Genomic DNA, 14,116 nt, shown 5'->3' on the forward strand with positions numbered 1-14,116 from the left:
GCGGACCAGGCGGGCCAGCCGCTCGACGGCCTGCTCGTCCTCGCCGGTCTCCACCGCGCGCGCGTGCCGGGCGCGGAAGGACTTGAGGGGGCCGAGGAGTCCGGGGGTGGTCCAGTCGAGGAGGGCCCACAGCTCGGAGAGGTTGTTCTCCACGGGCGTGCCGGTGAGGGCCACCCGGGCGGGGGCCGGGATGGTGCGCAGCGCCTTGGCGGTCGCCGAGTGCGGGTTCTTGACGTGCTGCGCCTCGTCGGCGACGACCATGCCCCAGCGCTGCTCCGCCAGGGTGGGCGCGGCGGAGCGCATGGTGCCGTACGTGGTGAGGACGAAGCCGCCGTCCAGGTCGTCCAGGGTGCGGTCGGGGCCGTGGAAGCGGCGTACGGGCACGCCCGGGGCGAACCGGGTGATCTCCCGCTGCCAGTTGCCGAGGAGGGAGGCGGGGCAGACCACCAGGGTGGGTTCGCGGCGGGCCCGCTTGAGGTGCAGGGCGATGAGGGTGACGGTCTTGCCGAGGCCCATGTCGTCGGCGAGGCAGCCGCCCAGGCCGAGGGAGGTCATGAGGTCCAGCCAGGCCAGGCCGCGCAGCTGGTAGTTGCGCAGGGTGGCGTCGAGACCGGGCGGGGGCGCGGCGGGCCGCACGCCGGCGGTGAGGCGGTCGCGGAGGGCGGCCAGCGCCCCGGCGGGCACCGCTTCCACCGTCTCGCCGTCGACCTCCGCCTCCCCGGTGAGGGCGACGGACAGCGCGTCGACCGGGTCGAGCAGCCCCAGGTCCCGTTTGCGGGCCTTGCGGACGAGGGCGGGGTCGACCAGCACCCACTGGTCGCGCAGCCGGACGACCGGGCGGTGCGCCTCGGCCAGGGCGTCCATCTCGGCCTCGGTCAGCGGGTCGCCGCCCAGGGCGATCTGCCAGCCGAACCGCAGCAGGTCCTCGCTCTCGAAGAAGCCGGTGCCGTCGGTCGCCGAGCCGGGCGCGGACCGGACGACGGCCGTGGCGGTGAGGTCCTGGGCGAGGTCGCGCGGCCAGTGCACGGCGACCCCTGCCGCCGCGAGCCGAGTGGCGGCCATGCCGAGCAGGTCGCTCAACTCGTCCTCGGACAGGGGCAGTACGGCGGGCACGTCCTGGTCGGCGAGCCGGTCCAGCGGGGGCCAGACGCGGGCGGCGCGGCGCACCGCGAGGGCGGCGTCCACGCGCGCGCGGGGCCCGAAGCCGTGGTCGGCCTCGCCGGACCACAGGGCCGCCGCGTCGGCGACCAGGGTGGGGTCGGACAGGCTGTGCACCTGGACGATCGCCGCGCCCGCGCCCCGCGCGCCGCCGCCCTCGCCGCCGGCGGTGCCCCCGGTGTCGAAGAGGTCCTGCGCGGACAGGTCCAGGCGGAGCGAGATCCGTACGCCCGCGTCCATGCCGGCGGCGACCTCGGCGGCCCAGTCGCGGGCCTCGGGCAGCCGCTGGGGCCGCCGCGCGGCGAACGGCAGTCCGGAGGCGTAGGGCGCGGCGGGTGTGCGGGGCAGGGTGTCGGCGACGGCGTCGAGGAAGGCGCGGACGAGGGCCTCCGGCCGGGGCAGGCGCAGAGGGCCAGGGCCGGGGAGCGGCACCGCGTGGCCCTCGTACGGGAGGGCGGCGGCCACCGCGCGCAGGTGGGTCACGTCGTCCGGTTCGAGCGGTCCCGCGCGCCAGGCGTCGTGGCCCTCGGCGGTGAGGCCGGGGAGCAGGCGGCCGCGGGCGGTGAGCCGCAGGGCGTGCAGGGCTGCGGCGCCCCAGCAGGCGGTGGCGGGGTGGGCCGACGGCTCGCGCCGGGCGCGCACCAGGAGCGGCAGGGCCTCGTCCACGGGCAGGGACAGCGCGGGGACCGTACGGCGGCGCACTCCCGCGCCGTGCGGGCGGACGACGGTGAGGTCGGTGCGCCTGGCGTCGTCGCCATCCCCCTCGACGGGGATCTCGGCGCCCTCGGGGTCGTAGAAGGCGAGGCGTCCGTCGCGTGGGAGGGGCGCGGGCAGGAACACCGCCGGCAGGGACATCGCGACGAGCCCGTCGGCCGTCCAGGGCCGCTCGGCCGCCGCCGTCGCCGTCGTTGCCGTCTCGCTCATACGCCGTGTCACCTCCCCGCCCGTCCGTCGGACCAGTCGTCTCCGACTCTACGGGCGGGGTCCGACAATCGGCTCCGGCGGCCTGGTCACAGGCGGTCGGGTCACGGCACGGTGCGGGCCACGACGTACACGCGCGGGTAGCCGGGTTTGTCGTGGTTGACGACGACGTCGTGGGTGGGCGCGGGGTTCTCCTGCTTGTGCACCAGGCCGGACCAGGTGCCGGGGCCGTCGAAGGTCCAGCCGGTGACGTCGCGGTCGCGCGCGTTGATGGGGAGGCGGTCCTTCTTCAGGTCCTTCTCCGACATGCCCATGCTGGTGAGGAAGGCGGTCAGGCCCGCGTCGCTGGTCTCGAACTCGACGTAGAGGCGGCTGGTCTTCCAGTTGTTCGTCTCGTACGAGGCGACCCACCAGGCCGGGTGCGGCACCGGCACCTGATAGATGCGGCGCTGGAGCTTGGACGGCCAGCCCTCGGTGAGGCCGGTCGCCGAGTACTTCGCCTCCTTGTCCTTGCCGCTGGCCCGGCTCTGGTTGGCGGAGATCACCAGATAGCCGGCCGGGATGCCGATGAGCAGGACGATGATCAGCAGGGTGAGGGCGCGGCGGCGGATCATGTGCCGCCGGTCCTCACCGGAGTGCGCCCGGCCCTGCCCGTCGGGGCGGCCGGGGTCGTTCGTCAGCGGGGGAAGCTCGCCCGTCACAGCGACTCCGAGGTGGCACGGCGGGCGGCCTCCGCGAACCGCTCGTAGCGCTCGTAGCGCTCGACCCGGCGGCGCTTGGCGCGGCGGAAGCGGCGGGCGACCAGGCGGGCCAGGTCGGCGGCGCCGACCATGCCGGCCTCGGGGCCGAGCTGGGCGCGCACGATGCGGGCCTCCGGGCGGTAGCCGCGCCCGGTGAGCTGCCGCTTGAAGGCGTCCCGGGCGGGGCCGATGAGCAGGTCGTCGGCCGCGGAGACGCCGCCGCCGATGACGAAGCAGGAGGGGTCGAGGGCGGCGGCCAGGTTGGCGATGCCGACGCCCAGCCACTGGCCGATGTCCTGGAGCAGCTCGATGCACATGGCGTCGCCCTCGCGGGCCAGCTCGGTGATCATCGGGCCGGTGATGTCGCCGACGTTGCCCTTGACGTGCTCGATGATGCCGTAGGCGACCGGGGAGTCGGCGGCGGCCAGCTCGCGCGCCTCGCGCACCAGGGCGTTGCCGGAGCTGTACTGCTCCCAGCAGCCGCGGTTGCCGCAGGGGCAGCGGTGCCCGCCGGGGACGACCTGCATGTGGCCGAACTCGCCGGCGACGCCGTACTTGCCGCGCTTGACCTTGCCGTCCTCGAGGATGGCGCCGCCGATGCCGGTGCCGAGGGTGATCATGACGAGGTTGTCCTCGCCGCGTCCGGCGCCGAAGCGCCACTCGGCCCAGGCGGCGGAGTTGGCGTCGTTGTCGACGAGGACGGGGACGGCGAGGCGGCCGGCGAGGCGGTCCCGCAGGGGTTCGTTGCGCCAGGACAGGTGGGGGGCGAAGAGCACCCGGTTGCGGTCGGCGTCGACCCAGCCGGCCGCGCCGATGCCGACGGCGTGCACGTCGTGCCGGTCGGACAGGTCCAGGACGAGCTCCACGATGGTGTCCTCGACGACCTTGGGGCTCTTGGACTTGTCGGGGGTCTCCGTGCGGAGCTTCTCCAGGATGGTGCCGTCGGCGTCCACGACGCCCGCCATCACTTTGGTGCCGCCGATGTCGATGCCCACGGTCGGTACCCGGGGCGCCGACAGGTGGGAGCGGCGCTCCCGCGTCCCGACCGTTCTCAGGACGGTCGCGCGCCGGGAGCCGATGGGGGCGGTGAAGTCGCGGTAGGTGCTCATCGGGTGCGATTGTGCCGCACGGGTGCCCCGATCGCGGTACCGGGCAGGTGACGGGGTTCGCCGGATCCGGCACCGGGCGCGGGCGGAAGCGGTCCCTCCGCCGTTCGCGTCCGCACCCGTCGGCGTGCGTCCACCGTACGTCTGTGGATCGCGTCACATTGTCCGGACAATGCGACGACCGCGTGCGGGCGGCCAGGGTCGGGCGCGGTGTGCGCGGTCCGGCTCAGGCGCGGACGAGCAGCTGGAACTCGAAGGAGTACCGCGAGGGGCGGTAGGTGTGCGTGCCGTACTCCACCGCGCGGCCGGTGTCGTCGAAGGTGACCCGCTGCATGGTGAGCAGCGGGGCGCCGGTCTGTTCGTGCAGCCGCTCGGCCTCGACGGCGGTGGCGGCGCGCGCGCCGATGGTCTGGCGGGCGCTGTGCAGGGTGATCCCGGCGGCCCGCATCAGCCGGTACAGGCCGGTGGCCTCGAGCTGGCCGCTGTCCAGGTCGAGCAGGCCGGCCGGGAGGTAGTTGCACAGGTACGCGATGGGCTCGCCGTGCGCGGCGCGCAGCCGCTCGAGGCGGTGCACCTCGCCGCCCTCGGCCACCCCGAGCGCGGCGGCGACCTCGGCGGACGCGGTGACCATGGTGTTGACCAGCACGGTCGTGGTGGGGCGCTGGCCGGCGGACTCCAGGTCGTCGTAGAGGCTGCTCAGCTCCAGCGGGCGCTTCACCTTGCTGTGCACGACCTGCGTGCCGACCCCCCGGCGGCGCACCAGCAGACCCTTGTCGACGAGCGACTGGATGGCCTGGCGGACGGTCGGCCGGGACAGGCCGAGGCGCCCGGCCAGCTCGATCTCGTTGCCCAGCAGGGTGCCCGGGGTGAGGGTGCCGTGCTCGATGGCGGACTCCAGCTGCTGGGCGAGCTGGAAGTACAACGGCACGGGGGAGCCGCGGTCCACGCTCAGCTCCAGCTGCACGGTCGGGTCCATCTCTGGTTTCGGCACGATGTGAGCGTATCCGCGCGGACTGTTGACGGGAAGTCGTGTAGTTCGGTTGTCCGGACATACGCATTGACAGGGAGCGGTGCGAGCCCCACTTTGTTTCCATGCGCATCGGGGTCATCGGTACGGGCCGCATCGGCACCATTCACGCTCACACGCTCAGCAGGCACCGCGAGGTCGGTTCCCTCATTCTCACGGACGTCGACCCGGCGCGGGCCCAGGCCCTCGCCCACCGGCTCGGCGAGACGGCCGCGCCGGGGGTGGACGAGATCTACACCTGGGGGGTCGACGCCGTGGTGATCACCACGGCCACCGCCGCCCACGCGGATCTGATCGCGCGGGCGGCGCGCGCGGGTCTGCCGGTCTTCTGCGAGAAGCCCATCGCCCTGGACATCGGCGGCACGTTACAGGCGATCACGGAGGTGGAGACCGCCGGGACGGTGCTGCAGATGGGTTTCCAGCGGCGGTTCGACAAGGGGTACACGGGCGCCCGCGAGGCGGTACGGACGGGCAGGCTGGGGCGGCTGCACACGATCCGGGCGATGACCAGCGACGCGGAGCCGCCGGACCCCGGGCACCTGGCGCAGTCGGGCGGGCTGTACCGGGACAGCCTCATCCATGATTTCGACATCCTGCGCTGGGTGACCGGCCGGGAGGTCGTCGACGTGTACGCCACCGGGTCGGACGCGGGGCCGCTGGTGTTCCGCGAGGCGGGCGACGTCGACACGGGCGCGGTGCTGCTCACCCTCGACGACGGCGCCCTCGCCACCGTCACCGGGACGCGGCTGAACGGCGCCGGCTACGACGTGCGGATGGAGCTCGCCGGGGAGCGCGACCAGATCGTGGTCGGCCTCGACGACCGTACGCCCATCGCGTCCACCGAGCCGACGGGGCCGCCCGCGGCGGACAAGCCGTGGACCGGCTTCCTGGAGCGGTTCGGACCCGCGTACGAGGCCGAACTGGTCGCGTTCGTCGAGGTGGTCCGGGGTGAGCGCGCCAACCCGTGCGACGGACGTGAGGCCCTGCGGGCGCTGCTGATCGCGGAGGCGTGCGAGAGATCGCGGCGCGAGCGCAGACCGGTGCGGCCGGCGGAACTGCTGAGCAGCGCCCAGGAGGCGCTGACGTGAGACACGGGGGTGTCGGGTGACACCCCCTTCTCATGCCGTGCGGGCGGTCACCGGGAGGACGGTGCCCTGCGCGACCGCGCACTGGGTCTCCTCGTCGTCTCCCGTCACCGTGAGCAGGTCGCAGCGGGTGACGGCCTGCCGCCTTCCCGCGTGGACGACGCTCGCGCGGGCGCGGAGGGTGCGGCCGGTGGCCGGGCGGAGGTACTGCACGGAGAAGCCGCCGGTGAGCACGGACGGGCCGAGCACCGCGCCGGCGGCGAAGGTGAGCGCGTTGTCCGCGGCGTAGGCGAGGACACCGCCGTGCAGGAAGCCGTTCTGCTGGTGCAGTTCCTCCCGGATGTCGATCTCCAGGGTCGCCCCGCCGTCGCCGAACGCGGTGATCCGGGCGCCGAGCAGCCTGCTGAACGGCTGCGCGTCCAGCAGCGTGCGCGCGGCGGCGAGGTCGAGCACGGGCGGCGTGGTGGTCATGGGGCGGGCCTCCTCAGGGGCGTCGGGAACGTCGTGTCACTCGGGTGGGTCTGCGGTGGGGCCGGTCGGTGCCAGGAGGCGGCTGCGGTCGACCGCGTGCAAGGCCTCCCGACCGGCGTGTCACAGGTTGTCGGTGTCCTCCAGGAGGCCCGCGTCGTGGGCGAGCAGCGCGATCTGGACGCGGTTGTTGAGGTCGAGCTTGGCCAGGATGCGCGAGACGTGCGTCTTGACGGTGGCCACGCTCATGTACAGCTCGGCGGCGATCTCCGCGTTGGCGAGACCCCGGCCGACCGCCACGGCGACCTCGCGTTCGCGGTCGTTGAGGGCGGCGACCCGGTCGCGGGCGCGGGTCCGGCGGGTGTCGCCCGCGTCGCCGGCCGCGTGGGCCATGAGCTGCCGGGTGACCGCGGGCGACAGCACCGGGTCGCCGGCCGCGACGCGGCGCACCGCGGCGACGATCTCGGTGGGCGGGGTGTCCTTCAGCACGAACCCGGCCGCCCCGGCGCGGAGCGCGCGCAGCACCTGGTCGTCGGCGTGGAAGGTGGTGAGCACGACGACCTGCGGGGCGTCCTCGCGGCGGCGCAGCGCCTCGGTGGCGGTGAGCCCGTCGACCGTCGGCATGCGGATGTCCATGAGGACGACGTCCGGCCGGGTGCGGTCGACGAGCGCCTCGACCTCCCCGCCGTCGGCGGCCTCGCCGACGATCTCCAGGTCGTCGGCGCCGCCCAGCATGAAGGACAGGCCGGCCCGCACGAGGGGGTCGTCGTCGACCAGGAGCACTCTGATGGCAGTCATGGGCGGTACGTAATCATGCGCGGGCGCCGGTCGGGGCCGGGGCGGGTGTCAGCGCCATGGCAGGCACGCCCTCACCTCGAAGCCGCCGTCCGGTGTCGGGCCGTGTTCCAGGGTGCCGCCCGCCAGTATGGCCCGCTCGGTGAGGCCGATCAGGCCCTGGCCCGCGCCCGGGACGGGCGGTACGTCACCCTCAGGGGCGGGGTTGCGGACGGTCACGGTGAGGTCCTCCCCCGGGCCGCCGGTCACGGACACCGTGACCTCCGTGCCGGGGGCGTGCTTGCGGGCGTTGGTCAGGCCCTCCTGTGCGATCCGGTAGGCGGTGCGGCCGACGGAGGCGGGGACGGAGCCGGCGTCGGCGACCCGCTGCTCCAGGGTGACCTTCATGCCCGCCTGGCGGGACTCGGCGACGAGCGTGTCGAGTGCGGCGAGCGTGGGCTGCGGGCGGCCCGCCTCCTCGCCCTCGCCGGCGCGCAGCACGCCGATGATCTCCCGCAGGTCCTGGAGCGCCTCGTGCGCGCTCTCCCGGATCACGCCGGCCGCCCGCGCGATCTCGTCGCGCGGGGCGTCGGGCCGGAACTCCAGGGCGCCCGCGTGCACGCTGAGCAGCGTGAGCCGGTGCGCGAGCACGTCGTGCATCTCCCGCGCGATGGCCTCGCGGGCCAGCCGCTGCGCCTGTTCGGCCCGCAGCCGCGCCTCCGTCTCGGCGCGCCGGGCCCGGTCCCGCAGGCTGAGCATGAGCTGCCGCTTGGACCGCACGAACATGCCCCAGCCGACCGTGGCGCCCGTCAGTACGACGAAGAGGATGACGACGGCCGTGTACGGCAGGTCTGGGTCGGGGCGCCACCAGAAGTACAGCGGAGTGAGCACCAGTTGCGCGCCGGCCACCCAGGCCACGTACCGGAACGGCCGGTGCACGGCGAGCGTGAACAGGGCGATGACCGCGACCCCGCCGGAGGTCTCGGAGACAAAGCTGACCGGCAGCATGGCGACGGCGAGGCCGAGCGGCCGGCGCCGGCGGAGCCAGACCGCCGCGCAGGACAGCGCGCCCAGCACCTGGTCGAGGACGGCGACGGCGTGCGGGAGGTCGGTGTTGTCCCGCAGCGCGTCGGCGCCGAGCAGTCCGACGAGGACGGCGAGCAGGAAGCAGGAGAAGTCGACGAGCCAGTCGCGGGCGGTGCGCCGGGGACGGCGGCCGGAGGGGCTCGTGCCGGGGTCGAGCTCATGGATGAGGGCGGACGGGAAGAACCATCGGGGCCCCGAGTACACCGGGGCTGTCTTCGCCGCCTTGTCATCAGTCACGGTCGACAAATCTATGCAGCGGACGGTGGGTGCGGAGACCCGCGCGCACGATCGTCGACCGAAGTCGCGTGACCGGAGACTTTCGGCGTCCCAGGCGGGTGCGGTCGTCCACCTCGGTCGGCAAGGCCTCGCCCCGCGGCCGATGTGGGTGGGGGGTCCGCGGGGCGAGAGTCGGTGGCATGAGACGACTGCTGGAAGTGCTGGGATTCGTGACCGTGCTCCAGGGGGTGGCGGGTCTGGTGACGGAGTTCACCGACTGGCACTGGGGCCTGGTGCGGCGGGCCGGGTTCCTCGACGGCTTCGAGATCTACGCGAGCGTCGCCCTGCTGGTGCTGGGCGTCGCCCTGTTCGCCGTCGCGGAGACCCGGAAGCCCGGCGGGTGAACCGCCGGACGGTCACCGCCGCACCCGTCCGTCTCCCGGCGCGTCACGCCCTGCCGCGTCACGTCCCGGCACGCGGTCAGCGGGAGCGGTCGACCGGATCAGGTCAGCAGGAGTGGTCGACCAGGTCGAACGAGGCGTAGTGGTCGGCCGTGTAGTAGTCCTCCTGGTACTCCGCACCGGTGACGATCCGGCGGGCGCCGCGGGTGGGGGAACCGGGCGTGATCACCGTGTACTCGTGGTAGTAGCCGGTCGACCGGTCGGGGAGGATGCCCTCCCGGTTCTGGAAGACCGTGCCGTCCTGCTCGAACGGGAACGGGCCGCCCTGTTCGATCAGGTCGAGGGTGTCGTGCGCCTCCGACGGCAGGTCGCTGGAGCAGATCTCGCCGACCGCCAGGACGGACGGCGCGGCGGACGCGGCGACGGGGAGGGCGGGGGCGGCGTGTGCCGCCGGGGCGGAGAGCGCTCCGCCGCCGCCCAGCAGAAGGACGGACAGAAGGGCTGCTGCGGCCCCGGACCGGGCCGCACGTGGGGGGAATCGCATACCCCATAATGACGCGCGTAGACGCTGGCATGTCAATGTCAAGTACATGGATTTTTCGGTACGGTCCGATGAGTTTCCCGTGACGTGACACGCGGAGCGGGCGCGCCGGGTGACGGCCCGGCAGGTCGACGTCCGATCGCCGCCAGCACGGCGGCGTCCCGGCCGCTGGGATGGAGCCATGACCACTCACACCCATCCCACCACGGAGAAGACCCTGCTCGGCAGGACGGCGCTGGTGACCGGCGGCAGCCGCGGCATCGGCGCCGCGACGGCGCTGCGGCTCGCCCGGGAAGGCGCGGACGTCGCGGTGACGTACGTGACCGGCAAGGAGGCGGCGGAGGACGTCGTACGGGCCGTCGAGGCGCTGGGGCGCCGTGCGGTGGCCCTGCGCGCGGACTCCGGCGACCCGGAGGAGGCCGCCTCGGCGGTGACCGCGGCCGTCCGGGAGCTGGGCCGGCTGGACGTGCTGGTGAACAACGCGGGCGTCGGCGTTCTCGGCCCGCTGGAGTCCCTCTCCCCCGCCGGCGTCGACCGGGTGCTCGCGGTGAACGTGCGCGGCGTCTTCCTCACCTCGCGCGCGGCGGCGGCGGTGCTGCCGCGCGGGGGCCGGATCATCACCGTCGGCTCGTGCATGACCCAGCGGGTGCCCGGCCCCGGCGGCACCCTCTACGCCATGAGCAAGGCGGCGCTGGTGGGGCTGACCAAGGCGCTGGCGCGGGAGCTGGGCGAACGCGGCATCACCGCGAACATCGTCCACCCGGGCCCGACCGACACGGACATGAACCCGGCGGACGGCCCCTTCGCCCCCGCCCAGGCGTCGGCCACGGCACTGGGCCGCTTCGGCACGGCGGAGGAGGTGGCGGAGACGATCGCCCACCTCGCGGGCGCGGCGTACATGACGGGGGCGGAGGTGGCGGTGGACGGGGGCCACGCGGCCTGACCGGACCGCGGCCCGACCGGACCCCAGGGGTGCCCGCTCCTTCGGTGAGCGGGCACCCGTACGGGCGTCAGCCCCCGAGCTCCTGCCTCCGCGTCTCCAGCTCCCCCCTGCCCCGGTCCGTCAGGGTGCCGAAGAGGCGGAGGCGGGAGATGCCGCCGTCGGGGTGGATGTCCACGCGGGCGTGGGTGCCGACCGCCGGGGCCGGGAGGACGAAGCGGTGGTTGGTGTCGGGCTGGAGGCGGGTGCGGGGGAGGATCTCCCGCCAGTCACCCTCCTCACCGCCCTCCCCGTCCCGTACCGACACCGACGCCCAGCCCGCCGCGTTGCCCTTCAGGTAGGCGGTGTCGATCTCCAGGGCGCGGATCCGGGCCTGGGCGACCAGACGGTAGGTGATCCAGTCGTGGCCGTGGTCGCGGCGGCGGCGGGTCTCCCAGCCGTCGTCCATCTTCTGCGAGCGGCCGGGGCGGATGGTGTTGGCGGCCGGCGAGTAGAAGAGGTCCGAGGCGTCGAGCACCCGCCCGCCGTTCTCCAGGGCGACGACGTCGAAGGTGCCGAGCGCGGTGAGCCACGCCGGGTCCGGGACGACCTCGCCGTACACCCGCAGGCGGGCGATGCCGCCATCGGGGTGCTGGTTGAGCCGGAGGTGGGTGACGCGCTGTCCGGCGGTGACGGCGAAGCCGTTGGCGGCGTGGCCGCCGACGGGGGTGCGGGGCACCAGTGTCGTCCACTTCACGTCGTCGCCGAGCAGGTCCTCGGGGCTCGGGAAGCCGTCCACGGCGGCGCCCTCGACCGACACGGCCTGCGGGCAGTTGCCGCGGAAGTGCGCGGTGTCGACGACGATGCCGCGGACCACGCCGGGCGTACCGAGGCGGATCAGCGCCCAGTCGTGGTCGTCACCGGCCGGCCAGGGGTGGCCGGCCGAGGCGCCGCGCCGCCGCCGGGTCTCCCAGCCGTCCATGATCTTGCCCTTGTGGCCGAAGCGTTCGGGGTCGAAGACGGGGCGGCCGGGCAGCAGAAGGTTCTCGCGCTGGGCGAAGAACTCGTCGTTGGCGGCGATGACACCGGCGCCGAGCCGGCGGTCGGCGAGGTCGGCGAGGTGGGTGAAGGGGAAGTCGGCGGTGCGGTAGTCCGCGTACGGGTCGCCGCCGCCGTAGGGGCGCGCGTCGCCGGTGAAGGTCTCGATCGCCGTCACGGTGATGTGGTCCTGCCTTTCGGGTGTCGGATCAGGGTCGGGTGAGCAGGCGGCCCCTCGGTGCGGTGAACTCCCCGTCGCCGTAGATGCGTTCGCCGCGCAGCCAGGTGGATCTGACGACGCCGTGCAGGGTGCGTCCGGCGTACGCGGTCACGGGGTTGCGGTGCTGGAGGGCGGCCGGGTCGACGGTGAAGGTCTCGTCGGGGGCCAGGACGGCGAAGTCGGCGTCGTGACCGGGCGCGACGGCGCCCTTGCGGGTGTCGAGGCCGGCCAGCCGTGCCGTGCGCGTCGACGTCCAGCGGACCACGTCCTCCAGGGTGTGGCCGCGCCTTCGGGCCTCGGTCCAGACGGCCGGGAGGCTGAGCTGGAGGCCGGAGATGCCGCCCCAGGCGGTCGCGAAGTCGTCCGTCTTGAGGTCGGCGGTGGACGGGGAGTGGTCGGTGACGACGCAGTCGAGGGTGCCGTCCGCCAGCGCCTGCCACAGCAGGTCCTGGTTGGCGGCCTCGCGGATGGGCGGGCAGCACTTGAACGCACTGGCCCCGTCCGGTACTTCCTCCGCGGTGAGGGTGAGGTAGTGGGGACAGGTTTCGGCGGTGACCCGCACGCCGTCCGCCTTGGCCTCGGCGAGCAGGGGCAGCGCGTCGGCGGAGGAGAGGTGGAGGACGTGCACGCGCGCGTCGAACCGCCGGGCCTGCTCCAGGAGCCGCGCGACGGCGGTGTCCTCGGCGCCGCGGGGGCGCGAGGCGAGGAAGTCGGCGTAGCGGGGGCCGCCGCGCTGCGGGGCGTCGGCGAGTTGGCCCGGGTCCTCGGCGTGCACGATCAGCAGGCCGTCGAAGGAGGCGATCTCCCGCAGGGCGCGGGCGAGTCCCTCCTCGTCGAGGTGGGGGAACTCGTCGACGCCGGACGGCGACAGGAACGCCTTGAAGCCGAAGACCCCGGCCTCGTGCAGCGGGCGCAGGTCGGCCGCGTTGTCGGGCAGGGCGCCGCCCCAGAAGCCGACGTCCACGTGCGCCTTGTCGGCGGCGGTCTTCCGCTTGACGCGCAGATGGTCGACCGTCGTGGTCGGCGGGAGGGAGTTGAGGGGCATGTCGACGAGCGTGGTGACCCCGCCGGCGGCGGCCGCGCGGGTGGCGGTCCAGAAGCCCTCCCACTCGGTGCGGCCGGGGTCGTTGACGTGCACGTGCGTGTCGACCAGGCCGGGCAGCAGGACGTCCTCGCCGAGGTCTTCCAGGCGGGCGCCGGCGGGGACGGGCGCGTCGAGCGGCAGGACGGCCGTCACGATGCCGCCGGCCACGGCGACGGACGCGGGGCGCGTCCCCTCGGGGGTGACGACACGGGTCGAGCGCAGCACCAGTTCGACGTCGGGCACCCGGAGCCTCCTGCCGGTCCGCGGAAATTTCAACGTTCTGTTGAAGGAGTCTTCCCCCGGGCCTCCGCGACGTCAAGGGTCCTCCTGGCGCCGCCACGACGCGATCGCCGACTCTGGACCTTTCCACAAAGCGAAATCAGACTTCCGGAACACAGAACGTAGAGACGTACAAGCGGGCCCCCGACCGGCCGCCGGGTAGGCTTCTGACCTCCTGCCAGTCCCGAAAGGAACCGCGCCGTGCCGACGTCCAGCGCCAGCACCACCGACTCCGCCCGGCCCGCCGCCAGTGGCGGCGTGCAGTCCCTCGAGCGCGCCTTCGACCTGCTGGAGCGGATGGCGGACGCAGGCGGCGAGGTCGGCCTGAGCGAGCTGTCCGCCAGCAGCGGCCTGCCGCTGCCGACGATCCACCGCCTGATGCGCACGCTGGTCGCCTGCGGCTACGTACGGCAGCAGCCCAACCGGCGGTACGCGCTCGGCCCGCGCCTGATCCGGCTCGGCGAGTCGGCGTCCCGGCTGCTGGGCACCTGGGCGCGGCCGTACCTGGCGCGACTGGTGGAGGAGACCGGCGAGACGGCGAACATGGCCCTGCTGGACGGCGACGAGATCGTGTACGTGGCGCAGGTGCCGTCGAAGCACTCGATGCGGATGTTCACCGAGGTGGGGCGGCGCGTGCTGCCGCACTCCACCGGCGTGGGCAAGGCGCTGCTGGCCGGGTTCCCGCCGGAGGAGGTGCGGGCGCTGCTGGGCCGCACCGGCATGCCGGCGGCCACGGAGAAGACCATCACCACGCCCGAGGGCTTCCTCGCCGCGCTGGAGGAGGTGCGCGGGCAGGGGTACGCGATCGACGACAACGAGCAGGAGATCGGCGTGCGCTGCCTGGCGGTTCCGGTGCCGGACGCCCCGACGGCGGCGGCCATCTCCATCTCGGGCCCGGCCGGGCGGGTGACGGAGGCGGCGACGGAGCGGATCGTCCCGGTGTTGCAGGAGATCGCGCGCGAACTGTCGGAGGCGCTGGCGAACCCGGGCGGCGGCCCGGCGGCCTGAGGACGGCCGAGCCCCACATCCACGCCCGCGCGAGCCCGCCCCGCG

Annotated in this window: 14 protein-coding genes; 4 read left to right on the top strand and 10 right to left on the bottom strand. The window is 74.3% G+C overall.

From position 1 onward, the window contains the following. The 4 genes from CCN29_RS26060 to CCN29_RS26075 form a co-directional block, all read right to left on the bottom strand. Positions 1 to 2,082, bottom strand: a 2,082-nt coding sequence (locus CCN29_RS26060; protein WP_086684913.1) for a DEAD/DEAH box helicase, incomplete at its 3' end; no start/stop codon positions are given. 101 nt (positions 2,083 to 2,183) lie between these two features. Then, positions 2,184 to 2,780 (bottom strand): hypothetical protein, encoded by a 597-nt coding sequence (locus tag CCN29_RS26065; RefSeq protein WP_006136926.1) that lies wholly within the window; start codon positions 2,778 to 2,780, stop codon positions 2,184 to 2,186. After that, positions 2,777 to 3,928 (bottom strand): ROK family glucokinase, encoded by a 1,152-nt coding sequence (locus tag CCN29_RS26070; RefSeq protein WP_006136924.1) that lies wholly within the window; start codon positions 3,926 to 3,928, stop codon positions 2,777 to 2,779. The genes CCN29_RS26065 and CCN29_RS26070 overlap by 4 nt, the downstream gene beginning before the upstream one ends. 223 nt (positions 3,929 to 4,151) lie before the next feature. Further along, entirely contained in the window at positions 4,152 to 4,889 is a 738-nt protein-coding gene (locus CCN29_RS26075) for a GntR family transcriptional regulator (RefSeq protein WP_189479638.1), read from the bottom strand. Between the two features lie 128 nt (positions 4,890 to 5,017). Between CCN29_RS26075 and CCN29_RS26080 the strand changes: the two genes are divergently transcribed. After that, entirely contained in the window at positions 5,018 to 6,040 is a 1,023-nt protein-coding gene (locus CCN29_RS26080; protein WP_086684919.1) for a Gfo/Idh/MocA family protein, read from the top strand. A 30-nt stretch (positions 6,041 to 6,070) separates the two neighbouring features. Here CCN29_RS26080 and CCN29_RS26085 read toward each other — a convergent pair whose 3' ends face one another. The 3 genes from CCN29_RS26085 to CCN29_RS26095 all read right to left on the bottom strand — a co-directional run bounded on the left by CCN29_RS26085 (position 6,071) and on the right by CCN29_RS26095 (position 8,602). Beyond that, positions 6,071 to 6,508 (bottom strand): PaaI family thioesterase, encoded by a 438-nt coding sequence (locus CCN29_RS26085; protein ID WP_086684922.1) that lies wholly within the window; start codon positions 6,506 to 6,508, stop codon positions 6,071 to 6,073. A gap of 120 nt (positions 6,509 to 6,628) precedes the next feature. Next, entirely contained in the window at positions 6,629 to 7,303 is a 675-nt protein-coding gene (locus tag CCN29_RS26090) for a response regulator transcription factor (RefSeq protein ID WP_086684925.1), read from the bottom strand. A gap of 48 nt (positions 7,304 to 7,351) precedes the next feature. Further along, positions 7,352 to 8,602: a sensor histidine kinase gene (locus CCN29_RS26095; RefSeq protein WP_037817654.1), complete on the bottom strand. Its 1,251-nt coding sequence runs from the start codon at positions 8,600 to 8,602 to the stop codon at positions 7,352 to 7,354. Between the two features lie 179 nt (positions 8,603 to 8,781). On the opposite strand from CCN29_RS26095, the gene CCN29_RS26100 reads away from it, so the two are divergent. Beyond that, positions 8,782 to 8,985: a hypothetical protein gene (locus CCN29_RS26100; protein WP_031023113.1), complete on the top strand. Its 204-nt coding sequence runs from the start codon at positions 8,782 to 8,784 to the stop codon at positions 8,983 to 8,985. Between the two features lie 103 nt (positions 8,986 to 9,088). Here CCN29_RS26100 and CCN29_RS26105 read toward each other — a convergent pair whose 3' ends face one another. Beyond that, complete coding sequence (locus CCN29_RS26105; protein ID WP_006136916.1) at positions 9,089 to 9,526, bottom strand: guanyl-specific ribonuclease; 438 nt, start codon at positions 9,524 to 9,526, stop codon at positions 9,089 to 9,091. Positions 9,527 to 9,704: 178 nt separating this feature from the next. Between CCN29_RS26105 and CCN29_RS26110 the strand changes: the two genes are divergently transcribed. After that, entirely contained in the window at positions 9,705 to 10,466 is a 762-nt protein-coding gene (locus tag CCN29_RS26110; protein WP_086684928.1) for an SDR family NAD(P)-dependent oxidoreductase, read from the top strand. Between the two features lie 67 nt (positions 10,467 to 10,533). Here CCN29_RS26110 and alc read toward each other — a convergent pair whose 3' ends face one another. Together alc and allB are read right to left on the bottom strand one after the other, a co-directional pair. Next, entirely contained in the window at positions 10,534 to 11,664 is a 1,131-nt protein-coding gene (alc, locus tag CCN29_RS26115) for an allantoicase (RefSeq protein WP_086684931.1), read from the bottom strand. Positions 11,665 to 11,689: 25 nt separating this feature from the next. Further along, positions 11,690 to 13,027 (bottom strand): allantoinase AllB, encoded by a 1,338-nt coding sequence (gene allB, locus CCN29_RS26120; protein ID WP_006136912.1) that lies wholly within the window; start codon positions 13,025 to 13,027, stop codon positions 11,690 to 11,692. 237 nt (positions 13,028 to 13,264) lie between these two features. On the opposite strand from allB, the gene CCN29_RS26125 reads away from it, so the two are divergent. After that, positions 13,265 to 14,071 (top strand): IclR family transcriptional regulator, encoded by an 807-nt coding sequence (locus CCN29_RS26125; RefSeq protein ID WP_086684934.1) that lies wholly within the window; start codon positions 13,265 to 13,267, stop codon positions 14,069 to 14,071. The last annotated feature ends 45 nt before the right edge of the window (positions 14,072 to 14,116 follow it).

The sequence above is a fragment of the Streptomyces pseudogriseolus genome (assembly GCA_002154585.1).
GTDB classification, from domain to species: domain Bacteria; phylum Actinomycetota; class Actinomycetes; order Streptomycetales; family Streptomycetaceae; genus Streptomyces; species Streptomyces pseudogriseolus.